20 protein-coding genes are annotated in these 23,570 nt (G+C 70.4%); 10 read left to right on the forward strand and 10 right to left on the reverse strand.

The genetic code is table 11. The features are described from left to right. Window positions 1–17: 17 nt before the first annotated feature. Entirely contained in the window at window positions 18–1,775 is a 1,758-nt protein-coding gene (locus ACAM26_RS15120; protein ID WP_369614014.1) for a TM1802 family CRISPR-associated protein, read from the reverse strand. Between the two features lie 246 nt (window positions 1,776–2,021). Here ACAM26_RS15120 and uvrA point away from each other — a divergent pair, with 246 nt between their 5' ends. From uvrA to ubiD, 8 genes are all read left to right on the forward strand, one after another. Beyond that, complete coding sequence (gene uvrA, locus ACAM26_RS15125; protein WP_369614015.1) at window positions 2,022–7,529, forward strand: excinuclease ABC subunit UvrA; 5,508 nt, start codon at window positions 2,022–2,024, stop codon at window positions 7,527–7,529. A 127-nt stretch (window positions 7,530–7,656) separates the two neighbouring features. Next, on the forward strand, window positions 7,657–8,229 hold the full coding sequence (locus tag ACAM26_RS15130) for a DUF3365 domain-containing protein (protein ID WP_123139611.1): 573 nt from the start codon (window positions 7,657–7,659) through the stop codon (window positions 8,227–8,229). A gap of 50 nt (window positions 8,230–8,279) precedes the next feature. Continuing rightward, complete coding sequence (locus tag ACAM26_RS15135) at window positions 8,280–8,828, forward strand: hypothetical protein (protein ID WP_123139610.1); 549 nt, start codon at window positions 8,280–8,282, stop codon at window positions 8,826–8,828. 7 nt (window positions 8,829–8,835) lie between these two features. Further along, a complete protein-coding gene (locus tag ACAM26_RS15140; protein ID WP_123139609.1) occupies window positions 8,836–10,032 on the forward strand; it encodes an NAD(P)/FAD-dependent oxidoreductase in 1,197 nt (398 codons plus the stop codon). 35 nt (window positions 10,033–10,067) lie between these two features. After that, on the forward strand, window positions 10,068–10,544 hold the full coding sequence (locus ACAM26_RS15145) for a CreA family protein (RefSeq protein ID WP_132228850.1): 477 nt from the start codon (window positions 10,068–10,070) through the stop codon (window positions 10,542–10,544). 4 nt (window positions 10,545–10,548) lie between these two features. Continuing rightward, window positions 10,549–11,130 (forward strand): CNP1-like family protein, encoded by a 582-nt coding sequence (locus ACAM26_RS15150; RefSeq protein WP_369614016.1) that lies wholly within the window; start codon window positions 10,549–10,551, stop codon window positions 11,128–11,130. A gap of 98 nt (window positions 11,131–11,228) precedes the next feature. Then, on the forward strand, window positions 11,229–13,262 hold the full coding sequence (gene prlC, locus ACAM26_RS15155) for an oligopeptidase A (RefSeq protein ID WP_123142746.1): 2,034 nt from the start codon (window positions 11,229–11,231) through the stop codon (window positions 13,260–13,262). Beyond that, the gene (ubiD, locus tag ACAM26_RS15160) at window positions 13,259–14,737 is read left to right on the forward strand and encodes a 4-hydroxy-3-polyprenylbenzoate decarboxylase (RefSeq protein WP_369614017.1); all 1,479 of its coding nucleotides are present in this window, start codon (window positions 13,259–13,261) and stop codon (window positions 14,735–14,737) included. The genes prlC and ubiD overlap by 4 nt, the downstream gene beginning before the upstream one ends. 85 nt (window positions 14,738–14,822) lie before the next feature. Here ubiD and ACAM26_RS15165 read toward each other — a convergent pair whose 3' ends face one another. The 5 genes from ACAM26_RS15165 to ACAM26_RS15185 all read right to left on the reverse strand — a co-directional run bounded on the left by ACAM26_RS15165 (window position 14,823) and on the right by ACAM26_RS15185 (window position 18,610). Beyond that, window positions 14,823–15,095 carry an RNA-binding protein gene (locus tag ACAM26_RS15165; RefSeq protein ID WP_005224745.1) on the reverse strand — a complete coding sequence of 91 codons (273 nt, stop codon included), beginning with the start codon at window positions 15,093–15,095 and terminating at the stop codon, window positions 14,823–14,825. A gap of 494 nt (window positions 15,096–15,589) precedes the next feature. After that, window positions 15,590–16,816: a permease gene (locus tag ACAM26_RS15170; protein ID WP_369614018.1), complete on the reverse strand. Its 1,227-nt coding sequence runs from the start codon at window positions 16,814–16,816 to the stop codon at window positions 15,590–15,592. A gap of 72 nt (window positions 16,817–16,888) precedes the next feature. Then, window positions 16,889–17,119, reverse strand: a complete 231-nt coding sequence (locus ACAM26_RS15175; protein WP_123142744.1) for a glycine zipper domain-containing protein — start codon at window positions 17,117–17,119, stop codon at window positions 16,889–16,891. A 92-nt stretch (window positions 17,120–17,211) separates the two neighbouring features. Beyond that, complete coding sequence (locus tag ACAM26_RS15180; RefSeq protein WP_123140906.1) at window positions 17,212–17,610, reverse strand: Rap1a/Tai family immunity protein; 399 nt, start codon at window positions 17,608–17,610, stop codon at window positions 17,212–17,214. A gap of 127 nt (window positions 17,611–17,737) precedes the next feature. Beyond that, window positions 17,738–18,610 carry an SDR family oxidoreductase gene (locus tag ACAM26_RS15185; RefSeq protein WP_132228844.1) on the reverse strand — a complete coding sequence of 291 codons (873 nt, stop codon included), beginning with the start codon at window positions 18,608–18,610 and terminating at the stop codon, window positions 17,738–17,740. A gap of 77 nt (window positions 18,611–18,687) precedes the next feature. Here ACAM26_RS15185 and ACAM26_RS15190 point away from each other — a divergent pair, with 77 nt between their 5' ends. Together ACAM26_RS15190 and ACAM26_RS15195 are read left to right on the forward strand one after the other, a co-directional pair. Continuing rightward, on the forward strand, window positions 18,688–19,698 hold the full coding sequence (locus ACAM26_RS15190) for a 2Fe-2S iron-sulfur cluster-binding protein (protein ID WP_369614019.1): 1,011 nt from the start codon (window positions 18,688–18,690) through the stop codon (window positions 19,696–19,698). Window positions 19,699–19,780: 82 nt separating this feature from the next. Then, entirely contained in the window at window positions 19,781–20,428 is a 648-nt protein-coding gene (locus ACAM26_RS15195) for a hypothetical protein (protein WP_123140903.1), read from the forward strand. Window positions 20,429–20,476: 48 nt separating this feature from the next. Here the strand turns inward: ACAM26_RS15195 and ACAM26_RS15200 are convergent, their stop codons facing one another. The 4 genes from ACAM26_RS15200 to ACAM26_RS15215 form a co-directional block, all read right to left on the reverse strand. Beyond that, window positions 20,477–21,241 (reverse strand): uroporphyrinogen-III synthase, encoded by a 765-nt coding sequence (locus ACAM26_RS15200; protein ID WP_369614065.1) that lies wholly within the window; start codon window positions 21,239–21,241, stop codon window positions 20,477–20,479. A gap of 1 nt (window position 21,242) precedes the next feature. Next, a complete protein-coding gene (hemC, locus tag ACAM26_RS15205) occupies window positions 21,243–22,172 on the reverse strand; it encodes a hydroxymethylbilane synthase (protein ID WP_123140901.1) in 930 nt (309 codons plus the stop codon). Window positions 22,173–22,313: 141 nt separating this feature from the next. Next, window positions 22,314–23,087 (reverse strand): NRDE family protein, encoded by a 774-nt coding sequence (locus ACAM26_RS15210; RefSeq protein WP_132228840.1) that lies wholly within the window; start codon window positions 23,085–23,087, stop codon window positions 22,314–22,316. Further along, window positions 23,088–23,312, reverse strand: coding sequence for a hypothetical protein (locus tag ACAM26_RS15215; protein WP_123140899.1), 225 nt, complete (start codon window positions 23,310–23,312; stop codon window positions 23,088–23,090). Between the last annotated feature and the right edge of the window lie 258 nt (window positions 23,313–23,570).

Genomic DNA, 23,570 nt, shown 5'->3' on the forward strand with positions numbered 1-23,570 from the left:
ATGCGATGAACGATGGCTCAGGCGGCGGACTCGGCCGCCGCGCGGTCGAGCTGGCCGATGCGATAGGCGAGGCTGTAGCCGAGGGTGAAGGCGAAGGTGGCCTCCTCGTCGCTGATCGACCAGCTGTCGCCACAGTGGATCCAGGCGTTGGCGAGATCGGGATCGAGACCGGTGATGACATAGCCGAGCTTGTCGTACTGGGCGAGCTTGGCGTGCCCCTCGCGATAGAGTCGGCGCAACTGCTCGCGGGTGAGCACGCGACCGACGAACTTCTTGGCAAAGGGCGCGCCGCCTCGCTCCTGATGCTGCACCGAGGTGACCTGCGCGACATAGCAACCGGTGAGGAAGGCCACCACCAGCTCGGGGCGGTGGAAGAAGTCTTGGTGCTCGCGCACATAGCGCCCATGGGCACTGTCCGGGATGACCTCTGACATGACGGGGTGCTCCTTCACGGATGGGGGGACGATCAGGCCGGTGCGCCGGGCGAAGCGGTACAGTCCCCAAGCCTGACGAGTGGTGTAGTGCAACAGTTTCGGATCGCGGCGACCGATGGCGACCAACCGCGCCACCAGGGCGTGGAGGAAGTGGCGCCGATCGATCGCGCGGGCGGCAAAGAGCGCGGTCAGCCAGTCGCGCACCGTCTCGTCGCTCGGCTTGAGACCGGCGTCGGAGAAGTCGCGGAAGGTATTGGCGGTGATCCGCAGCGGCTTGTCCTCCTTCTTGTCGACCTGGATCAGATCGGGCGCCGCGGCGATCTCCTTCACCGCGCGGTGCAACGCCCGCAGCCGGCTCGGCAGGAGCTGCTGCACCTCGGCCTGGACCCGCCAGGCGGCGTTCTGCTTCTTGTAGAACACCAGCGCGAAGGCGAGCTGGTCGCCACGCGCGGCGAATTCGTCGACCAGCTCCAGCTCGTCGGCGACCAGATCCGCGGTGCGGTCGAGCCGGTAGCGCTCCGGGTGCTGCTCCAGGCGCCAGCCCAGCTCCTCGCGCACCTCGGGATCGTTGCTGTAGGGGAGGATCAGATAGGTCTGACCGGCCATGGTGGCGCTCAGCCGACCCTCGACGAGATTGATCGTGTCGGTGATACGCAGCGCGCAGTCGCCGCAGACCGGGAAGTTGCGATGCGCCGCGTCGGCGCGGAAACCACCGGCGATGCTGCCGGGATTGTTGAGGTTGTAGCAGGCGAGCACCGAATAGTTACCGTAGACGGTCCGCCCCGCGCCGCCGCAGACGGCGCAGCAGCCCGACTCGCGCACCCCGCCGCCGGCGAAGGCCCGCAGCGCCTGACGCACCAACACCTCGCGCACCGCTGGCCAGCCGTACACCGGCGCCATCGCTGCATCGGCCCAGTAGAGATAGCCGCGATGGTCGGCGTCCTCACCGGCCGCCGCGCGCGCCTCGCGCACGGCGGCGAGGATGGTCTCGGACTCGCGCTCGAAGGTTGCAAGCGTCGCCGCGAGCCAGTCGCGCCCTTCGGCCGAGACCTCCTCGGCCTCGGCGAGCTGGACGACCGCGCGCTTCAACCGCGCCAGGGTCTTGACCGAATCCGTGCCGGAGAACTTGCAGCATGGGGTGAGGTCGGTGCCGTTCGGCGGTCCCGAGCGATAGACGACCCCCTGGTTGCCGTTGTAGGGCTTGCACCCGACCCAGCCGCCGGCTGCGTCGAAGCACAGCGCCTGCCCGCGGTCGTAGTTCTCCGGCATGCCCTCGTTGAGTCGTTCCCAGGCGGCGCGCTCGGGCAGGCAGCGGCTGAACTCGTAGAATCGTTGAAACATCCCTGGTTCCTCTTCTGCGCAGCGCGGTCTCCGTGACGGCCATGCAACTACGACGACCTTGCCGAGTCCATCGCCACAAGCTTGCCGAAAGACCGTACACATCCCCATGCTATAGCATCGCGTGACACCATCGATTGGCCCCGGTCAATCCCGGCAAGGCATCGCTCCGTGCCGATCGCACCACACCCCGACCCCAGCGCCCCGGCAAACACCCGGGGCGTCGCTGATTCAGGACACCGCAACCCCGTGAACGACACCATCCGCCTGCGCGGCGTGCGCCAGAACAATCTCAAGGATCTCGACCTCGACCTGCCGCTCGGCGAACTGACGGTGGTGACCGGGGTCTCGGGCTCGGGCAAATCGTCGCTGGCCTTCGACACCATTTATGCCGAGGGTCAGCGCCGCTATGTCGAGACCTTCTCGCCCTATGCGCGTCAGTTCCTCGACCGCATGGACCGCCCCGCCGCCGAGCGCATCGAGGGCATCCCACCGGCGATCGCCATCGATCAGACCAACCCGGTGCGCACCTCGCGCTCGACCGTCGGCACCATGACCGAGCTCAACGACCACTTGAAGCTGTTGTTCGCCCGCGCCGCGCGGCTGTTCTGTCACGGCTGCGGTCGGGCGGTGCGGCGCGACCGCCCCGAGGACATCTGGGAGGGTCTGCTCGCCAGCCATCGCGACGCCCGCGCGCTGATCTGCTTCGAGGTCGAGGTGCCCGAATCACTGGGGTTGGAGCAGGTGCGGGCGATGCTCGCCCAGCAGGGTTATGTACGGCTGCTGGAGGAGACCGATACCCGCATCACCGTGATCCAGGACCGGCTGCGGATCGACCCCGAGCAGCGCGCGCGCGCCCTGGAGGCACTGGAGACGGCGTTGGAGAAGGGCCACGGCCGGGTGCGGGTCCACCCGCTCGATGACGCGCGCGCGCCCGGCCCGGCGCTGCGCTTCTCCGCCGAGCTGCACTGCCCCGACTGCGACATCCGCTATCGCGAGCCGAGCCCAGGGCTGTTCTCCTTCAACTCGCCGGTGGGGGCCTGCCCAAGCTGTCGGGGCTTCGGGCGCACCATCGGCATCGACTGGGACCAGGTGGTCCCCGATCCCGCCAAGACCCTGCTCGGCGGCGCGATCAAGCCGATCCAGAGCGACAGCTATGCCGAGGTCCAGGACGACCTGCTGCGTTTCGCCCACGCCCGCGGCCTCCCCACCGACATCCCCTGGTCGGCGCTCACCGCAGCCGACCGCGACTGGGTGATCGACGGCGAGGGCGAGTGGGAGGACGGCGTGTGGTACGGGCTGCGCCGCTTCTTCGCCTGGCTGGAGGGACGCAGCTACAAGATGCACGTGCGGGTGCTGCTCTCGCGCTATCGCGCCTATGCGCCCTGCAGCCAGTGCAACGGGGCCCGACTCGAAGACGAGGCGCTCGACTGGCGACTCGGCGACGCCGCACTCGCCGCGCGCACCCTGCCCGTGGCGGCGCGCTTCCGTCACGACCGCGTCAGCATGGAGGCGCAACGCTGGGCGGCGCTGCCGGGGCTCGCGCTGCACGACCTGATGTGTCTGCCGCTGGCGCGGCTGCGCGACTTCTGCGACGCGCTCACCCTCGACGCCGGGCTCGATCAGGCGCTCGACCAACTGCTCGGCGAGATCCGCGCGCGGCTGCGCTATCTGTGCGCGGTCGGGCTCGGCTATCTCACCCTCGATCGGCAATCGCGCACCCTCTCCGGCGGCGAGGTGCAGCGCATCAACCTCACCACCGCGCTCGGCACCTCGCTGGTCAACACCCTGTTCGTGCTCGACGAGCCGAGCATCGGGCTGCACCCGCGCGACATGGCACGACTGGTCGCGGTGCTGCAGCGGCTGCGCGCGGGCGGCAACTCGCTGCTGGTGGTCGAGCACGACCCGCAGGTGATGCTCGCCGCCGACCGTATCGTCGACATCGGCCCGGGCCCCGGCGAGCACGGCGGCGAGGTGGTGTTCTCGGGCAGCCCCCAGGCACTGCTCGCGGCCCCCGACTCGCTCACCGGCGACTATCTCGCCGGGCGCCGCCGCGTCGCCCCGGAGCGCGCGGCGCGCCCGATCGACGAGGCCACCCGTTGGCTGCACCTGCGCGGGGCGCGTGCGCACAACCTCAAGGGGGTCGATGTCGACATCCCGCTCGACCGGCTGGTGGTGCTCACCGGGGTCTCGGGCTCGGGCAAGTCGACCCTGCTCCACGAGGTGCTCTATCGCGCGCTGTGCCAGCGCAAGGGCCACCCCGACGGCACGCCGGGGGCGTTCGAGAGCCTCGCGGGCGATGACGCGATCGGCGCCGTCAGCCTGCTCGATCAGTCGAGCATCGGGCGCAGCTCGCGCTCCAACCCGGCGAGCTATGTCGGCGCCTTCGACGTGCTGCGCAAGCGCTTCGCCCGCGCCCCGCTGGCCGCCGCGCGCGGCTACACCGCCGGCACCTTCAGCTTCAACAGCGGCGACGGGCGCTGCCCGGGCTGCGGCGGCACCGGCTTCGAGCACGTCGAGATGCAGTTTCTCGCCGACGTCTATCTGCGCTGCCCGGACTGCGACGGGCGTCGTTATCGCGACGAGGTGCTGGAGGTCCGCCTGCCCGGCGCCGATCCCGAGGCGCGCCCGCGCTCGATCGCCGAGGTGCTGGAGATGACCGCCACCGAGGCGCTCGCCTTCTTCGCCGGCGATGCCGAGATCGCCCGCGCCCTGGCCCCGCTGCAGGCCGTCGGGCTGGGCTATCTGCGACTCGGCCAGCCGGTGCCGACGCTCTCCGGCGGCGAGGCGCAGCGGCTCAAGCTCGCCGCCCATCTGGGTAAGCGCGCGCGCCGGCGCAAGGACGCGCCGGGGCTGCTGTTCCTGCTCGACGAGCCGACCACCGGGCTGCACTTCGCCGACATCGCGGTGCTGCTCGAGGCCTTCGAGCGGCTGATCGAGCAGGGCCACTCGCTGCTGGTGATCGAGCACAACCTCGATGTGATCGGCGCCGCCGACTGGCTGATCGATCTCGGTCCCGAGGGCGGCGAGGACGGCGGTGAACTGGTCTGCTGCGGCACGCCCCGGCAGGTCGCCGAACACCCCGGGAGCCACACCGGGCAGGCGCTGCGCGAGAGCTGGGCCGCGCCCCAGATGATCGCCGAGAGCGGCGTCGACGATCAGGCCGTGACCGCGCCCGCGGCGATCGAGATCCGTCACGCCCGCGAGCACAACCTCAAGGATCTCACCCTGTCGATCCCGCGCGACCGGCTCACGGTCATCACCGGGGTCTCGGGCAGCGGCAAGAGCACCCTGGCCTTCGACATCCTCTTCGCCGAGGGCCAGCGGCGTTATCTGGAGTCGCTCAACGCCTATGCCCGCCAGTTCGTGCAACCGGCCGCGCGTGCCGAGGTCGATGCCATCCACGGCATCCCGCCGACCGTGGCGATCGAGCAGCGCACCAGTCGCGGCGGGGCGAAGAGCACCGTCGGCACCCTCACCGAGATCCATCACTATCTGCGCCTGCTCTATGTCCGGCTCGGGGTGCAGCACTGCCCCGACTGCGGGGTGGCGATCGAGCCGATGTCGGCGGCGGCGATCCTCGCCCGCATCCTCCGCGAGCACCGTGGTGAGCGGGTGGAGTTGCTGGCCCCGTTGGTGAGCGCACGCAAGGGCATCTACAAGGAGCTGGCGGCCTGGGCCGCGGGCAAGGGCTGGCAACGGCTGCGGGTCGACGGCACGGCGCTGCCGACCGATCCCTGGCCGGTGCTCGATCGCTTCCGCGAGCACGACATCGAGCTGCCGCTCGGCGCGCTGCGGGTCGATCCGGCGCACGAGGTCGAGCTGCGCGCCGCGCTCGATCAGGCGCTCGAACTCGGCAAGGGCGTGGTGCGGGTGGCGCGGCTCGACGCCGCCGGCGACTGGGGCGCCGAGCAGGTCCACTCCACCGCGCGCGCCTGTCCCGACTGCGGACGTGCCTTCGCCGAGCCCGACCCCCGGCTGTTCAGCTACAACTCGCGTCACGGCTGGTGCCCGAGCTGTCTCGGCAGCGGTCGGCTGATCGTCGGGCTCGACGACAGCCACAGCGGCGAGGAGGCGCAGTGGCAGGAGGGCGAGATCGGCGCGGCCGCGGTCTGTCCGGCCTGTGACGGCGCACGGCTCAACCCGGTGGCGCGTGCGGTGCGCTTCCACGACCAGTCGATCGACGGGCTCTCGGCGCTGAGCGTCGAGCGGGCGGCGGCCTGGCTCGATGCGCTGGTGCTCGATGCCCGTGAGCAGGCGATCGCCGGCGATCTCATCCATGAGGTGCGCGACCGGCTCGCCTTCCTCGCCGAGGTCGGGCTCGGCTATCTCGGACTCGACCGCGCCGCGCCCAGCCTCTCCGGCGGCGAGGCCCAGCGCATCCGTTTGGCCGCGCAGCTCGGCTCCAACCTGCAGGGGGTGTGCTACGTGCTCGACGAGCCGACCATCGGTCTGCACCCGCGCGACAACGCCCTGCTGCTCGCCAGCCTCGAACGGCTGGAGGCCAAGGGCAACACCATCGTGGTGGTCGAGCACGACGAGGAGACCATCCGTCGCGCCGGTCATGTCATCGACCTCGGCCCCGGCGCCGGGGTACGCGGCGGCCAGGTGATCGCCGAGGGCGACGCCGCGGCACTGATCGCCAACCCCGACTCGCTCACCGGGCGCTACCTCGCCCGCGCCCACGGTCGCGACCGCCCGCCGCGCCCCGCCCCCGGCGAGCGCCAGCGGCTGCGCGTCGAGGGCGCGCACCGCAACAATCTCCGCGACCTCGACGTCGAGCTGCCGCTGGGACGGCTGGTGGCGGTCACCGGGGTCTCGGGCTCGGGCAAGTCGACCCTGGTGCGCGAGGTGCTCGGCGCCACCCTCGGCAACCTGCTCGGCGCCGATCGGCCGACGCGCGCGCGCAAACGCGACCTGATCGGCTGTCGCGCCATCCACGGCTGGCAGGCGCTCACCCGGGTGCTGGAGGTTGATCAGACCCCGATCGGGCGCACCCCGCGCTCCTGTCCGGCGACCTATGTCGGCATCTGGGACCGGGTGCGGCGGCTGTTCGCCGCCACCCAGGAAGCGCGCATCCGCGGCTGGAGCGCGGCGCGCTTCTCCTTCAACACCGCCGGCGGGCGCTGCGGCGCCTGCGACGGCCAGGGGGTGCAGCGCATCGAGATGAGCTTCCTGCCCGACGTGCGCATCCCCTGCGAGCAGTGCGACGGCTCCCGCTTCGACCGCGAGACGCGCGCGGTGCGTTATCTCGGGCTCGACATCGGCCAGACCCTGGCGCTGAGCGTCGACGAAGCGGTCGAGCACTTCGCCGCCCACCCGGCGATCCATCACCCGCTGACCCTGCTGCAGGACGTCGGGCTCGGCTATCTCACCCTCGGCCAGCCGAGTCCGACCCTCTCCGGCGGCGAGGCGCAGCGGCTCAAGCTGGTCACCGAGCTGGCGCGCGCGCGTCCCGGCGCCGATGGGCTGACCGACCGCCCTACCCTCTATCTGCTCGACGAGCCGACGGTGGGGCTGCACATGGCCGATGTCGAACGTCTGCTCGGGGTACTGCAACGGCTGGTCGACGCCGGGCACAGCGTGGTGGTGATCGAGCACAACCTCGACCTGATCGCCGCCGCCGACTGGGTGCTCGATCTCGGCCCCGAGGGCGGCACGGCCGGCGGACGGCTGGTCGCGACCGGGACGCCGGAGACGATCGCCGCGCACCCCGAGCTGCCGACCGGGGCGGCGCTGCGGGCACACCTGGACTGAGCCGCGCCGTCAATCACATTGAGTGTGCGCGGGAACTCCCCGACTGCGATCCGTCAAACCCTGCGCGACGCAAAGCTGGCACACTGCCCAGCCCGCAGCTGCCAAGACATCAAGGAGATATCGCCCGATGAAGACATTGATCCAGTGGTCCCTCGCTCCCGCCCTGCTCATCGCCGCCGGCGCACACGCCGAGACCGCGCCCGATCCGCGCGTGGCCGAGGCCAAGACGCTCATCCAGCAGTTCGCCGGCACCCTCCAGGGCGAGCTCAAGGAAGCGCTCGAGGCCGGCGGTCCGGTGCGCGCGATCGAGGTCTGCGAGGAGCGCGCACCGGTGATCGCCGACGAGCTGAGCGCGCAGAGCGGCTGGTCGGTCGGGCGCACCAGCCTCGGGGTGCGCAACGCGGCGCGCAACACCCCGGATGCCTGGGAGCGCGAGATCCTCGACCAGTTCGAGGAGCAGCGCGCCGCCGGCGAGCCGGTGGCCGGTCTCGCCCACGCCGAGGTGGTCGAGGATGAGGACGGCCGCCGCTTCCGTTTCATGAAGGCGATCCCCACCGCCGAGGTCTGTCTCGCCTGTCACGGCGATCACCTCACCCCCGAGGTGGCGGCCGCCCTGGACGAGCGTTATCCTGAGGACAACGCGCGCGGCTACCGCGCCGGCGACATCCGGGGTGCCTTCACCCTGGCCAAGCCACTCTGATACCTATCGCGCCCGGCGCCCGTGCGCCGGGCGCACGCAGGTGCGAGCCCATGGCCGACGAACTCTTCGATCTCTGCTATACCGGCGCCATCGCCACCGACGCCGACCCCGCCCAGGTCCGCGAACGGCTCTGCGCCGTGTTCAAGCTCGCCGGTCCCGGCTGCGAGCGGCTGTTCAGCGGCAAGCGGGTGGTGGTCAAGCGCGGCGTCGACGCCGCCACCGTCGCCCAGTACCGCCAGGTCTTCAGCCGGGCCGGCGCGGTGCTGGAGGTGACCCCGAGCGAACGCGCCGCCCCCGCCCCGCAACCGGTGCGCCCGGCGCCCGACGGCCCGGTGGAGGACCCCGCCGGCTCCCCCGAGACCCTCGCCCGGATCGATGGCGAGGCGCTGGCACTGGCCCCACAGGACGGCTTCCTCGAACCCTCGCGCACGGTTAAGATGCCCGCCATCGACACCAGCCACCTGACCCTGGTGCAAGGCGCCGATTGGACCCTGGCCGATTGCGAGCCGCCGCCGACGCCGATCCCGACGCCCGACATCGATCATCTCTCGCTGGTCGACATCGAGCCCGAAGAACAACGACAGGAACGCAGCGACTGACCCCTCCATGACCATCGACTTCGAGCATCTCGTCATCGGCGCCGGCATCAGCGGACTCGGCGCCGCGCACTTCTCCGCACGTCGCGGCCACTCCACCCTGGTGCTGGAGGCGCGCGATCGCGTCGGCGGCTGCATCAACAGCCAGGCCTTCGAGGACCAGGACGGTTTCTGGGTCGAGTCGGGCGGACATACCTGCTTCAACAGCTACGGCAACCTGCTCACCATCCTCGACGATCTGGGGCTGACCGCGCTGGTCCAGCCCAAGCTCAAGGTCGGCTATGCGCTGTGGCAGGACGGCAAGCGTCGCCCGATCCGTTCGGCGCTGCACCTCGGCGAGGCGATCCGCTCGCTGCCGCGGATGTTCCGCGAGCCCAAGGCCGGACGCAGCGTCGCCGACTACTACAGCGCCATCCTCGGCCGGCGCAACTATGACGACCTGTTGCGTCACGCCTTCCAGGCGGTGATCTGCCAGCCCGCCGACGACTACCCGGCCGAGGCGCTGTTCCGCCGCAAGCCGCGGCGCAAGGAGGTGATCAAGGCCTTCACCTTCCCGAGCGGGCTCTCGACCATCCCCCAGGCGATCGCCGATCAGCCGGGGATCGAGGTGCGCACCGGCCAGGAGGTCGAGCGCATCGCGCGTACCGACGCGGGCTTCCGGGTCCACCTCGCCGATGGCGAGAGCATCGGCGCCGCCCGGCTCACCCTGGCGGTGCCGCCGCCGGTGGCCGCCGCGCTGATGCCCGAGGGCTTCGAGCAGGCGCGCGCGGCGATCGACGGCATCGGCATGGCCGAGATCGAGACCCTGGTACTGGTGTTCCGCGCCGCCGAGGTCGACATCAAGCCGATGGCCGGGCTGATCGCGATCGAGGACGCCTTCTACTCCTCGGTCTCGCGCGACTTCCTCCCCGATCCCGAGCTGCGCGGCTTCGCCTTCCACTTCCGTCCCGGCGCACTCGACGCCGAGGCCCAGATCGCGCGCGCCTGCGCCACCCTCGACCTGCGCCCCGATCAGGTGCTCGACCAGGCGCGGGTGCACAACCGTCTGCCGGCGCTGCGCGCCGGTCACGCCGAACGGGTCGCCGCGCTCGACGCCGCGCTCGCCGGCACCCCGCTGGCAGTCACCGGCAACTGGTTCCTCGGCGTCTCGATCGAGGATGCGCTCACCCGCAGCCGCAGCGAACACGACCGCCTGTTCGGGGCCTGATGACCAACCACCCGTTCGCACAAGGAGCCGCCCGCATGCGCAAGCTGCTGACCGCCATCGCCCTACTCGCCCTGAGCGCCCCGCTCGCGGCCGAGGTCATCGGCAGCGTCTCGACCAAGTTCAAGATCCTCGGGCCCAACGACAAGATCGTCGTCGAGGCCTTCGAGGACGAGGACATCCCCGGTGTCGTCTGCTATATCAGCCGCGCCAAGACCGGCGGGGTCTCCGGCGCGGTCGGGGTCGCCGAGGACACCTCGGACGCCTCGATCGAGTGCACCCAGGTCGGCCCGATCACGCTGCCCGACGCGGTGCGCGACGGCAAGCAGGACGGCGAGGAGGTGTTCAAGAAGCGCACCTCGCTGCTGTTCAAGAGCCTGCAGGTGGTGCGCTTCTACGACGCGCCGCGTCACGCCCTGGTCTATCTGAGCTACAGCGACAAGATCATCGAGGGTTCGCCGAAGAACAGCATCTCGGCCGTCGCCATCCAACCCTGGCCGACCCAGGCGCGCTGAAGCGATGATGATCAGCCGCCCCCACCGTCTGCTCCCGCTGCTGCTGCCGCTGGCGCTGCTGCGCCCGACCCCCACGCTCGCCGACAACGCCTTCGTCACCGACCCCGAGGCGCCCACGCCCTCGAGCGTGCGCGAGGGCGTGCGCTGGCAGGAACGCGCCACCCCGCCGCCGCCCTGGCCCGAGGAGTCCGACCTGATCGAGCTCGAACTCGATCGACCGCATGCCGGTTTCCGCTATTTCATCGATGGCCGTCACCTGCAGATCGGCGACGACGGCGTGGTGCGCTACACCCTGGTCGCCCAGGGGCCGAGCGGCGCCCGCAACCTCTCCTTCGAGGGGCTGCGCTGCACCCCGCGCGGCACTTACAAGACCTACGCCTACGGCGCCGCCGGGCGCTTCGTGCTGCTCGACGAGCCGCAGTGGCAGCCGCTCGGCGAGCGCGACCACGAACGCTTCCGCAAGGCGCTGTGGCGTCATCACTTCTGCGTCCCGCGCGGCTTCGCCCCGCGTCCCCGCAAGGACATGATCCGCTCGCTGCAGGGGCGCATCGCCCCCCTGCAGAACAGCGGCTTCCTCACCGACTGAGGGCGCGCGGACCGCGCGCCGGTCGCCGCCGCGCTGGAAGCGGTATGCGGCAGTCGCCATATCCGACCCTATGTTGCACAGGATTCACAGGTCCCCCGATGTCGAACCCCCTGCTTGAAACCCAGACCCTGCCGGCCTTCTCCCGGATCGGCCCGGAGCACGTCGAGCCCGCGCTCGACGCTCAGCTCGCCGAGTGTCGCGCACTGATCGAGCGACTCACCCGCGAGATCGCGGTGCCGACCTGGGAGAACTTCATCGAGCCGCTGGAGGAGAGCGAGGACCGGCTCGGCCGGGTCTGGTCGCCGGTCAGCCATCTCAACAGCGTGCTCAACAGCGAGGCGCTGCGCACCGCCTACAACGCCTGTCTGCCCAAGCTCAGCGACTACGGCACCGAGGTCGGGCAGAACGAGGCGCTGTTCCGCGCCTATCGCGCGGTGGCCACCCAGGAGCATCTCGACGCCGACCAGCGCCGGGTGCTCGACAACGCGCTGCGCGACTTCCATCTCTCCGGCGTCGACCTGCCGGCCGACAAGAAGGCCCGCTACAAGGAGATCAGCCAGTCGCTGAGTGCGCTCACCAGCAAGTTCGCCGAGAACGTGCTCGATGCCACCAACGCCTGGGAGCTGCACCTGGAGGACGAGTCGCGCCTCGCCGGGCTGCCCGAGTCGGCGCGCGCGCTACTGCGCCAGAACGCCGAGCAGCGCGAGCTGCCGGGCTGGCTGCTGACCCTGCACATGCCGAGCTATCTGCCGGTGATGACCTATGCCGACGACCGCGAGCTGCGCGCCGAGTGCTATCGCGCCTTCGCCACCCGCGCCTCGGACCAGGGCCCGCACGCCGGTGAGTGGGACAACAGCGAGATCATGGAGCAGATCCTCGCGCTGCGTCACGAACAGGCCCAGCTGCTCGGCTTCGCCAACTATGCCGAACGCTCGCTGGCGACCAAGATGGCGCGCACCCCGGAAGAGGTGATCGGCTTCCTCGGCGATCTGGCCGAGCGCTCGCTGCCGCAGGCGCACCGCGAGCTCGACGAGCTGACCGCCTTCGCCCGCGAACACCACGGTGTCGACCAGCTCGAACCCTGGGACGTCGGCTACTACGCCGAGAAGCTGCGCCAGCACCGCTACCAGATCAGCGACGAGGAGCTGCGTCCCTACTTCCCGCTCTCGCGCGTGCTCGACGGACTGTTCGGCGTCGCCGAGCGGCTCTTCGGGGTGCGTTTCCAGGAGGTCGAGGCGTTCGACACCTATCACCCCGACGTGCGCTTCTTCGAGATTCGCGACGCCGAGCACGGCGCGCTGCGCGGTCAGTTCTATCTCGACCCCTTCGCCCGGGCGCACAAGCGCGGCGGGGCCTGGATGGACACCTGCAGCGATCGCATGCACAGCGCCACCCGCGACCAGATCCCGGTGGCCTATCTGGTGTGCAACTTCGCCCCGCCGGTCGGCGCGCGCCCGGCGCTGCTCACCCACGACGAGGTCGAGACCCTGTTCCACGAGTTCGGCCACGGTCTGCACCACCTGCTGACCAAGGTCGACTATCCGGCGGTGGCCGGGATCAACGGGGTGCCCTGGGACGCCGTCGAGCTGCCCAGTCAGTTCCTCGAGAACTGGTGCTGGGAGCGCGAGTCGCTGGACCTGTTCGCGCGCCACTGGGAGACCGACGAGCCGCTGCCCGAGACCCTCTACCAGCGCATGCGCGCGGCCAAGCACTTCCAGTCGGCGATGCAGATGGTGCGTCAGCTCGAGTTCGCGCTGTTCGACTTCCGCATCCATCTCGAATACGACCCGGCACGCGGCGGGCGCATCCAGGAGATCCTGCAGTCGGTGCGTGAGCAGGTCGCGGTGATCCACCCGCCGGCCTTCCACCGCTTCGCCCACGGCTTCTCGCACATCTTCGCCGGGGGCTATGCCGCCGGTTACTACAGCTACAAGTGGGCCGAGGTGCTCTCGGCCGACGCCTTCTCGCTGTTCGAGGAGCGCGGGGTGTTCGACCCCGCCACCGGGCGCGCCTTCCGCGAGCACATCCTCGAGCGCGGCGGCGCCGAGGACGCGATGACGCTGTTCGTGCGCTTCCGCGGGCGCGAGCCCGACACCGAGGCGCTGCTGCGTCAGTCAGGGATCGCGGCATGAAGTACCGCGACCTGCGCGACTTCATCGACCAGCTCGAGGAGCGCGGCGAGCTGGTGCGGGTGCGCGAGCCGGTCGACCCGCACCTGGAAGTGACCGAGATCTGCGACCGCACCCTGCGCGGCGGCGGTCCGGCGCTGCTGTTCGAGCGGCCCAAAGGCTCGGAGATCCCGCTGCTCGGCAACCTCTTCGGCACCCCGCACCGGGTGGCGCTGGGGATGGGCGAGGACTCGGTCGAGGCGCTGCGCGAGGTCGGTCGGCTGCTCGCCTTTCTCAAGGAGCCGGACCCGCCGAAGGGGATGAAGCAGGCCTGGGAGAGCCTGCCGATCTTCAAGAAGGTGCTCGACATGGCCCCCAAGGTGCGGCGCAACCCGCCCTGCCAGGCGCACCAGCTCAGCGGTGAGGCGGTCGATCTGGGGCGCCTGCCGATCCAGCACTGCTGGCCGGGCGACGCCGCGCGACTGATCACCTGGGGGCTGGTGATCACCCGCGGTCCGGAGAAGCCGCGCCAGAACCTCGGCATCTATCGCATGCAGGTGCTCGATCGCAACCGGGTGATCATGCGCTGGCTGGCGCACCGCGGCGGCGCGCTCGACTATCGCGACTGGCAGCGTGCCCACCCCGGCAAGCCCTTCCCGGTGGCCGTCGCGCTCGGCGCCGATCCGGCGACCATCCTCGGCGCCGTCACCCCGGTGCCCGACACCCTCTCGGAGTACGCCTTCGCCGGGCTGTTGCGCGGCAGCCGCACCGAGCTGGCACGCTGCCAGGATTCCGACCTGCAGGTCCCGGCGAGCGCCGAGTTCGTGCTCGAAGGCCATATCCATCCCGACGACATGGCCCCGGAGGGCCCCTTCGGCGACCACACCGGCTACTACAACGAGGTCGACCGCTTCCCGGTGTTCACCATCGAGCGCATCACCCATCGCGAGCGCCCGATCTATCACAGCACCTATACCGGCCGGCCGCCCGACGAGCCGGCGATCCTCGGGGTGGCGCTCAACGAGGTCTTCGTGCCCATCCTGCAGAAGCAGTTCCCGGAGATCGTCGACTTCTACCTGCCGCCCGAGGGCTGCTCCTACCGCCTCGCGGTGGTGAGCATCCGCAAGCAGTACCCGGGACACGCCAAGCGGGTGATGATGGGGGTGTGGTCCTTCCTGCGCCAGTTCATGTACACCAAGTTCGTCATCGTCGTCGACGAGGACGTCTGCACCCGCGACTGGAAGGACGTGATCTGGGCGATGACCACCCGGATGGACCCGGCGCGCGACACGGTGACGATCGAGAACACCCCGATCGACTATCTCGACTTCGCCTCGCCGGTCTCCGGACTGGGTTCGAAGATCGGCTTCGACGCGACCAACAAGTGGCAGGGCGAGACTGACCGCGAGTGGGGCGAGCCGATCCGCATGGACGAGGCGGTGCGCGAGCGGGTCGACCGCATGTGGGATCGGCTGGGCATCGAACTGCCCGAGGCATGAGCGGCAGGATGGCGCTCGTCCTGAGCGCCCTCCCCGACGCCCACCGGCCGGCTGGCCGGTGGGCGTGGGCATGGTTGCGGCGGGATCAGTAGCGCCCCCCTCCACGCGGGCGCTCCGCCCGCGGCCTGGCCTCGTTGACGGTGAGCTTGCGACCCTTCATGTCGCTCTCGTTGAGGGCCTTGATCGCGGTGTCAGCCTCCGAGTTGTTGGGCATGTCGACGAAGCCGAAGCCCTTCGACTGACCGGAGAACTTGTCCTTGATCACCTCGGCGCTGGCCAGTTCACCGAATCCGCTGAAGATGTCCCTCAGCTCGTCATCGGTCACGCTATAGGGGAGATTTCCTACGTAGATCCTCATCGCTATCTCTCGGGCTCGTGTGTGTTGATCGAACGAAAACTGCCGGTCGGCCAACACACAAGCCATCCCGACAGTGGACGATGTCCAAGCCCGCGGCCCGGCGAGGAAGGCGCTTCCTCGGGGATCACGACCGGCCAATGCGTACACCAAAAGTGAAAAGACGCGCGTTCGGGAGAGAGGGAGCGATGCGGGGATAAGGATGGGAGCGCATCCGGCGCTCGACACCGACCGAGCTGGAGACGGTCAGGCTAAGCGATCAGGAGAGTTCGGATCCCAAAGGAAAAACCCGTAGACACTCCGACGTGTCTTTAACACTTGAATGCTCGCTTGGGGTAGTTCGAGATCCTGGCAGGCGCCGCGATTGACTCTGGTGGAAAGCTAGTGGATCGGGAACGGGGCGTCAACCGAGAGACCATAGAAATTATCTGGTCAAGGATAAGTCGATTCGAGGCCACCGCAGCCGTTCGGGACGGCCACGGTGGCAGGGTGCACAGCTAGCGCGACTGCCCGGGATCGCTGTCGAAACCGGCCTGGCGGATCGCCGCGACCAGCTCGCTGACGTCGAGGTGCGCGCCGCGCACCCGCACCAGCCCGGCGCCGAGATCGGGTTCGGCGGCCTCGACCGCGTCGATGCGCTCGAGCGCCTGACGAACGCTGGCGACACAATGATTGCAGCTCATCCCCGAGACCGGCAGGGTCAGATCCGCGGCCACGGCGGGCGCCGGCGCGAAGCGGGCACGCAGGCGCCGCACGGCGAGCAACAGCAGCAGCGCGGTGAGCAGCAGCGCCGCGCTCACCCCCAGCCAGTCGCCCTCGGCGCCGTGGAGATGCCCGGCATGTTCCGCCGGACTCTGCAGCAGGGCGTCGAACAACAGTCCGAAGGCCATGCTCATCACCACCACCACGGCGAGATAGATCGCCAGGATGCGGCCGCCGAGGGTGCGATAGACGGCCCCGAAGGTGGCGATATTGGTCGCCGGACCGGCCATCAGGAACACCAGCGCCGAGCCCGCCGGCAGCCCCGAGGCGATCAGCGAGGCGGCGATCGGCACCGATCCGGTGGTACAGACATAGAGCGGTAGCGAGATCGCCAACACCACCAGCATGCCGAGCAGCCCCTGGGCCCAGGACTGCGAGGCGAAGTAGTCGGCGGGCAGCACGACGGTCAGCAGCGCCGCCAGCGCCACGCCGGCGAGCACCCACAGATCGATCGCCCCGAGCAGATCGAACACCGCATAGCGCAGCACCGGGCGCCAGCCGCGCGGCCGCGCCCCGTCATCATCCGTCGCCGCCTGTTGTGCGGGCGCCGGATCGGGACGGGTGAAGCGGTTGACCAGCCCGCCGCCGACCAGCCCGGTGACGAAGGCCGCGACCAGCTTGAACAGCGCGAAGGGCCAGCCGAGGAAGGCCGCGCTCACCAGGATCGAGTCGACCCCGGTCTGCGGGGTACTGATCATGAAGGCGGTGGTGGCGCCCTTGGAAGCGCCTTCGTTACGTAGCCCCAACGCCGTCGGGATCACCCCGCAGGAGCACAGCGGCAGCGGCACCCCGACCAGGGTGGCGCGGGTCACGCTCGCCATGTCGGGGCGGTTGAGCCCGCGATGGACGAAGCCACGCGGCAGATAGACGTGCATCAGCCCGGCGATCAGCAGGCCGAGCAACAACGAGGGGGAGAGTTCGACCATCACCTGCCAGAAGGCGGCGAGGAACTGCGCGATCATACGGCGGGACTCCAGGGTGGACCCCGCCGGCCATCACGACCGACGGGGCGAGGTGGATCGATCGATGACGACTCAGTCGAAGTGGCCCTTGGCGTGCTCGTCGACGAGGCGACCGCCGAGCGCGCCGACGCCGGCGCCGATCAACGCACCGGCGCCGGCGTCGGCGCCGAACGAGCCGATGATCGCACCGGTGGCCGCGCCGATGGCGGTGCCGCTCGACACCCGGGCACCGGTGGTATTGCCGCAACCGGCGAGCGCCAGAGTGAGGACCAGCGCCAGGGCGGGAAAGAGGATCTGCTTCACGGCTCGACTCCTGCAAGGCATTGGAAAGGTCGGGACGCCAACTGCCGGTCGCGCCCGACAACCGGGACCATCCCTGATCACCGCTGACCGGCTCAACGACAGGGATAACGCTCGGCCAGCGCCCGCACCACGCCCTTGACCGGCACCTCGTCCATCAGCGCTCCCTCATCGGCATGCTTGCCGGCCCAGTCGAGAAAGGCCGTCTGGGCATCGGCCAGGGTGGCCTTGGGCGGATGACAGACCAGCGGCTCGAGCGCCTCGTGGGCGGAGACCGCGTCGTGATACTGCATGGTCGCCTCGATGAAGGCGCGACAGGCCAGTGCGGCGGTCATCGCGTGGGCGTCCCCGGATGGGACCGAGCAGATGTTGTAGAGGTTCCTGGTGGTCTCGTAGTCGAAGTCCTGGCGCTCGAGCGCCAGCGCCGGGGCGGCCAGCAGCGGTAGCAGACAGGCGGTAAACAGCCGCTGACGAAGCGATGGGGTCGATCTCATCACGGGTCCTCCGGATGGTTACGCATACGGGCGCCACTGCCGGGGCGCGGCATCGCGCCCCGGCTCCCTGGTGTCAGACACCTCGGCCTGCGCCCGGTCGGCCACCGCCAAGCATAGCAGCCCGCCCTCAGGACGCCTCGGCCAGCGCCGCGCGCAGCCCGGCCTCGAGGTCCGGATAGCGCAACTCGACCCCCAGCGATTCGCGCAGCTTGCGATTGGAGAGTCGGCGCGACTCGGCCATGTAGGAGCGCATCCCCGCCGAGAGCTGACCCATCGCCTCGGCCAGCGGCAGCTCGGGCGCGCGCGCCAGCCCGGCGGCGTCGGCCACCGCGCGGAAGTACTCGGTCATGGTGCTCGGGCGGCCGTCGCTGACGTTGTAGACCTCGCCGTCGCCACCGCGCGCCATCGCCGCCCGGCAGGTGGCGACCAGATCGTCGACATGGATACGGTTGGAGTACGGCGCCTCCTCGGCCCGCACCAGCGGCTGGCCACTGCGCAGTCGCGCCAGCGGCAACCGGTCGGGGCCGTAGATCCCGGCCACGCGCAGGATCACCAGCTCGCCGCCGCTGCGCGCGCGCCACTCGCGCAGCACGCACTCGGCGTCGAGACGCCGCCAGGCGCGATCGGCCACCGGGCGCAACGGCTGCGACTCGTCGACCCAGGCCCCGTCACAGTCGCCATAGACCCCGGTGGTACTGACATAGACCAGTCGACGCGGATCGCCGACGCGCGCGAAATGCTCGACCAGGGCGCGGGTGACGCCGTCCTCTCGCCCCTCGCCCGGCGGCGGCGCGAGATGGAAGACCTCGGCCCCGGCCCAGTCGAGCGTGTCGACCACACCGGGCTCGCCGAGCGGCAGCCGCGCCGCCTCGATCCCCGCCGCGCGCAGCCGCGCCAGACCCTGTTCGCTGCGCACCACACCGCTGACCGGTTCGCCCGCGGCCTGGTATTGGCGCGCCAGCCGGGTGCCCACATATCCACATCCAAGGATCAACTTCACCCTGTCGTACTCCGCATGGGTTATCGATGGTGACACTATCGGCGGCGAGCAGGACGGATTGCAAGACGGTCGGGACCATGGGATTTCAGATCAGTATCGACGCCGACGGAGCACGTTTCACCACCGAGCCCGGCGAGACCGTGCTCGACGCCGCGCTGCGCCAGGGCATCGCCCTGCCCCACGGTTGTCGCGACGGGCGTTGCGGCAGCTGCGCCGCAACCCTCGGCGCCGGCGAGATCGACTACCCCGGCGGCACGCCGCCGGCGCTCGCCGGGCTCGGCGCCGGGCAGTGTCTGACCTGCCGCGCCGTCCCCCGCAGCGACCTGCATCTCGACCTGCCGGCGCACACCCGGCCCGACGAGCCGCAACAGGTGCGCACCCTGCCCTGCCGGGTCGAGCGCATCGAGCGGCTCGCCCCCGAGGTGATGGGGCTCAGCCTCAAGCTCCCCGATCACGACCCGCTGCGCTTTCGCGCCGGACAATATCTCGACGTGCTGCTGCGCGACGGCAGCCGCCGCGCCTTCTCCTTCGCCAGCGCCCCGGCGCTCAGCCCCTATCTCGAACTGCACATCCGTCGGGTACCGGGCGGACGCTTCACCACCGAGGTCTTCGAGCGCCTCGGCGAGCGCGCGCTGCTGCGCGTCCAGGCCCCGCTCGGCGACTTCGGGCTCGATCCCACGAGCACGGCGCCGGCGATCCTGATCGGCGGCGGCACCGGCTTCGCCCCGCTCAAGTCGATGATCGAGGACGCCATCGCCCGCGGCCTGCAGCGCCCGCTGCTGCTCTATCGCGGCGCGCGCACCCGCGCCGATCTCTACCTCCCCGACCTCGCCCCGCGCTGGGCCGCCGAGCACCCCTGGTTCGGCCACCAGGCGGTGCTCTCCGAGCCCGAGCCGGACTGGGACGGGCGCCGCGGACTGGTCCATCAGGCGGTGATCGAGGACTTCCCCGACCTCGCCGGCCACCAGGTCTACATCAGCGGCCCGCCGGCGATGATCGAGCACGCCCGCCCCGCGCTGCTCGCCCGGGGCCTCGACCCGGCGGCACTGTTCACCGATGCCTTCGTCGACACCAGTCACGGCAACTGAGCGCAGACACGCTTGTCGACAACGCCTCTGAGCGGCGACACTCCGGATCCTTTCCGTCCGTCGCTCACGAGGAGCCCGCCCGATGCGTGTCGTCTTGTCATTTGTCCCGCTGTTGCTCGCCACCCTGTTGACGACCGCCTGTACCCCGGCTCGCATCGTCTCGACCTGGCAGGACCTCGCCACCCCCACGCCCCACTACCCCAGCCTGGTGGTCTTCGGCGTCGCCGACAGCCCGCTGGTGCGCCGCGCCTACGAGGAGCACTTCGCGCGCGAGCTGCGCCAGCGTGGCCTCGAGGTCACGCCCGGGCACCGCCTGCTCGCCGAGGCCGACGTCACCCGCGGCAAGGCGCTGCGCGCGGCGATCGGGCGCTCGAGCGCGGCCGGTGTGGTGGTGATCCATCTGCGTTGCGACGAGCCCGGCGACGGTGGCATCAACCCCTTCAGCCATGTCCGACTCGCCGAGGACGGCAGGCTCTACCCCTATTACACCCGGGTCCATCAGGCGGTGAGCGGCGCCGACTACTATGCCCGCGAGCACACGCTGAGACTGGAGACCAGCCTCTATGACGCCGAGGACGCCCATCTGGTGTGGTCGGGCCGCTCGGCGCCACTCGCGCCCGACTCGGAGCAGACCACCATCGGCGACCTGATCGCGGCGACGGTGTCACGGATGCAGCGCGATGGGGTGATCGCGGCGAAGGGAACGCCCGAACGATCGGGCAGGGATTGATGGGAAAAGGCGGGGCCGGACGGCCCCGCCGGATGGGTCGATCGCCTCTCAGCGTTCGGCGCAGAGCCGGCACAGTGCGGCGAGCATGCCCGGATCGTCGGCACGATCGGCGACCTCGACCCGCGCGAAACCGATCTCGCCGGCATGGCGCGCGGTGCGCTCGGCGATCACCGCCAGCGGGGTGGCGAGGAGCGGTGCGCGACCGGCCGGGCCGATCAGCTCGACGAGGTTGTCGAGCACGCGGTTACTGGTGGCGAGCGCCAGCCCCACCTCAGCGTCCCAGTCACGCAACAGCGCGGCGACGTCGTGCGCCGGGCACACCCGCCGATAGACCTCGGCGAAGGCCACCTCGGCGCCACGCTCGGTGAGGGCGTTGGCGAACACCGCACGGCCACCGTCGCCGCGCACGATCAGCACCCGTTGCCCGGCCATCTCGGCCAGCGCCGGATGACGCAGCAGGGTCTCGCTGTCGTAGCTGTCGCTGGGCACCAGGTCGGGCGCGCGACCGGCAGCGGCCAACGCCTCGGCCGTGGCCCGCCCCACCGCGGCGATCCGCGCCGCGCGCGGCCAGTCCGCCGCCGGGACCAGCGCCAGCGCCTGTTCGACGGCATTGACGCTGACGAAGTAGAGCAGATCCCAGTCGGCGCGGAGCAAGGCCCGCGCGGGCGCCGGATCGACGGGAGGCACGATCTCGATGGTGGACAGCCGGATCGGCCGACCGCCGGCCTCGGCGATCAGCGTACAGAGCCCGTCGGCCTGCGCCGCCGGACGCGTCACCAGGACGCCGCGGCCACCGAGATCGCAACCGACCATCTCAGTGCGACTCATAGAGCGCGGCCAGGATCTCGCCGGCGCCCTGGCCGAGCAGGTCCTCGGCCACGCGCAGGCCGATCGCCTCGGCCTCGGCACGCGGGCCGCTGGCCTCGGCGCGCAGGATGCGCTTGCCGTCGGTGGTGCCGACCAGGCCCTTGAGGGTGAGCTGGTCGCCGTCGAGCACCGCGTGACCGCCGATCGGCACCTGGCAGCCGCCGTTGAGACGCGCGTTCATCGCCCGCTCGGCGAGCACCCGGTCGGTGGTGTCGCGATGCGCCAGCGGGGCGATCAGGTCGTGGACACGCTGATCGTCGCTGCGGCACTCGATGCCGATGGCACCCTGACCGATCGCCGGCAGGCTGTCGACCGGATCGATGCAGCTGCGGATGCGCGACTCGAAGCCGAGGCGGATCAGCCCGGCGGCGGCGAGCACGATGGCGTCGAACTGACCGCTGTCGAGCTTGGCCAGACGGGTGTTGACGTTACCGCGCAGCGGCTTGATCTGGAGGTCGGGACGACGGTCGGCGAGCTGGCACTCGCGACGCAGGCTGGAGGTGCCGACCACCGCACCCTCGGGCAGATCGGCGAGGCCCTCGTAGTTGTTGGAGACGAAGGCGTCGTAGGGGTTCTCACGCTCCATGATCACCGCCAGGTGCAGCCCCTCGGGGAACTCGACCGGCACGTCCTTCATCGAGTGCACCGCGATATCGGCCGTGCCCTCGAGCATCCCCTGCTCCAGCTCCTTGACGAACAGCCCCTTGCCGCCGACCTTCGACAGCGGCGAGTCGAGCAGCTGGTCGCCCTTGGTGGTCATGCCCACGATCTCGACCTCGAGACCGGGGTGGAGCGACTTGAGCAGCGCCGCGGTGTGCTCGGCCTGCCACATGGCCAGGGGGGATTTGCGGGTGGCGATACGGATGCAATTCGACATGTTCGGTCCTGAGGACTAGAGCTTTGATGGATAGCGCCGTCGCCCGCCGGGCGATGCGCGGACGGCGCATGATTGTGTCACAGCGAGGCGGCTCGGCACAGTGACGCTCTCACCCTCGCGGCGCGACTGCGATGATCCCAGTCAATTGGGACGTGAACGAGTGGGCTCGGGCAACAGCTGGCGAAAGGTCTCGGGCACCGGGTCGGCCTCGGCATGCAACCAGTGCGGCCAGGCCCCGAACCCGGGGTGGGCGGGGATGGCGATCAGCGCACTCGAACGGGTCGTGAAACCGTCGTCGCGACACTGCACCATCGCCGCCTCGGGCGCCAGACCCGCCAGCGGCTCGCGCCCGGCGAGCAGCCGCTGCCAGTCCTCCCAGTCGCCGCGCAACGGGTCCGGCGGCTCGGCATTCCGAAACCGCGGCAGCTGCGCGGCGATGCGCGGATCGCCGGGATCGTCGAGTTCGCCGGCGCAGAGCATGTGCAGCCCCGCCGGGATCGGCGTGACCCGGATCCTGCCGGCGCCATCATGGCGCAGCCAATGGGCCGCGCGCGGATCGGCGACGACCAGGTTGAAGGGGCGATAGGCGGCGGGGTGGAGATCGGCGAGCGCCTCGGCGGCGGCATCGGCCTCGGCGTGATCGAGCGCCTCGAGCACCAGCTCGCCACGACTGCGCTTGCCCGGGGCCGGACCGAGACTGGCACGGCGATCGAGCACCGCCGCCATCAGGCCATGGTCGTTGACCCCCAGCCAACTGCCCTCGCCGACCAGATCGAGTCCGGCGAACACCTCGGGACGATCCGGCCAGTGCCGCCCGGGCGCACGCGCCGGGCGGGCGCGCTGCTCGTCACGGTTGGCACCGAGCAGCAGCGGCCAGTCCTCGCCGGGACGGCGCAACATCACCAGGGTACACACTCAACGGCCCTCCTTCACTTTCTGCCGGGCTCGCCGGATGCGCTGCGCGAGCACCTCGGCAAGCATTTTGAACGCCTTGCGCTGGGCCAACTGGTTGGCGCTGCGAGGCGCGCGCAACAGCTCCAGACGCGCCTGGAAGTAGGCCAGATCGGCCTCGAGGCGCGCAATCTGGAGGCGGCGCCGATGCCGCGTCTGTGTCTGAGCATCGGATTTTCGATACGCCATCTCGCACCAGGCTTCGGGCAGGGACGCGGGGTCCCGCCGTCAAAGAGTCGTGTTCACCGGCTCCGATGATATGGTATTAGGGGGATGTGGGAAGCATCTTCCGTGAGACATGTCCGAACCGGGGACTGGCGAGGACCTCGGGGCGGGTCCCGAGACGCGCAGCGTCCACGGCAACCATGTACCACGGACCTCGGAGCGGCCTCGGCCGCGATTGTCTGGCACCCTGCGACCCAGAAGTCACCGACCCGACGACACGCC

Origin of the sequence: Marichromatium sp. PS1 (assembly GCF_041155115.1) — a bacterium.
Taxonomy (GTDB): Bacteria; Pseudomonadota; Gammaproteobacteria; order Chromatiales; family Chromatiaceae; genus Marichromatium; species Marichromatium gracile.

Coding starts and splice junctions, on each gene's coding strand:
- ACAM26_RS15140 (WP_123139609.1), top strand. CDS start 8,836: ATGACCATCGACTTCGAGCATCTCGTCATCGGCGCCGGCATCAGCGGA.
- ACAM26_RS15215 (WP_123140899.1), bottom strand. CDS start 23,312: ATGGCGTATCGAAAATCCGATGCTCAGACACAGACGCGGCATCGGCGC.
- ACAM26_RS15180 (WP_123140906.1), bottom strand. CDS start 17,610: ATGAGATCGACCCCATCGCTTCGTCAGCGGCTGTTTACCGCCTGTCTG.
- ACAM26_RS15145 (WP_132228850.1), top strand. CDS start 10,068: ATGCGCAAGCTGCTGACCGCCATCGCCCTACTCGCCCTGAGCGCCCCG.
- ACAM26_RS15200 (WP_369614065.1), bottom strand. CDS start 21,241: ATGGTCGGTTGCGATCTCGGTGGCCGCGGCGTCCTGGTGACGCGTCCG.
- ACAM26_RS15130 (WP_123139611.1), top strand. CDS start 7,657: ATGAAGACATTGATCCAGTGGTCCCTCGCTCCCGCCCTGCTCATCGCC.
- hemC (WP_123140901.1), bottom strand. CDS start 22,172: ATGTCGAATTGCATCCGTATCGCCACCCGCAAATCCCCCCTGGCCATG.
- ubiD (WP_369614017.1), top strand. CDS start 13,259: ATGAAGTACCGCGACCTGCGCGACTTCATCGACCAGCTCGAGGAGCGC.
- ACAM26_RS15135 (WP_123139610.1), top strand. CDS start 8,280: ATGGCCGACGAACTCTTCGATCTCTGCTATACCGGCGCCATCGCCACC.
- ACAM26_RS15190 (WP_369614019.1), top strand. CDS start 18,688: ATGGGATTTCAGATCAGTATCGACGCCGACGGAGCACGTTTCACCACC.
- ACAM26_RS15195 (WP_123140903.1), top strand. CDS start 19,781: ATGCGTGTCGTCTTGTCATTTGTCCCGCTGTTGCTCGCCACCCTGTTG.
- ACAM26_RS15165 (WP_005224745.1), bottom strand. CDS start 15,095: ATGAGGATCTACGTAGGAAATCTCCCCTATAGCGTGACCGATGACGAG.
- prlC (WP_123142746.1), top strand. CDS start 11,229: ATGTCGAACCCCCTGCTTGAAACCCAGACCCTGCCGGCCTTCTCCCGG.
- ACAM26_RS15150 (WP_369614016.1), top strand. CDS start 10,549: ATGATGATCAGCCGCCCCCACCGTCTGCTCCCGCTGCTGCTGCCGCTG.
- ACAM26_RS15170 (WP_369614018.1), bottom strand. CDS start 16,816: ATGATCGCGCAGTTCCTCGCCGCCTTCTGGCAGGTGATGGTCGAACTC.
- ACAM26_RS15120 (WP_369614014.1), bottom strand. CDS start 1,775: ATGTTTCAACGATTCTACGAGTTCAGCCGCTGCCTGCCCGAGCGCGCC.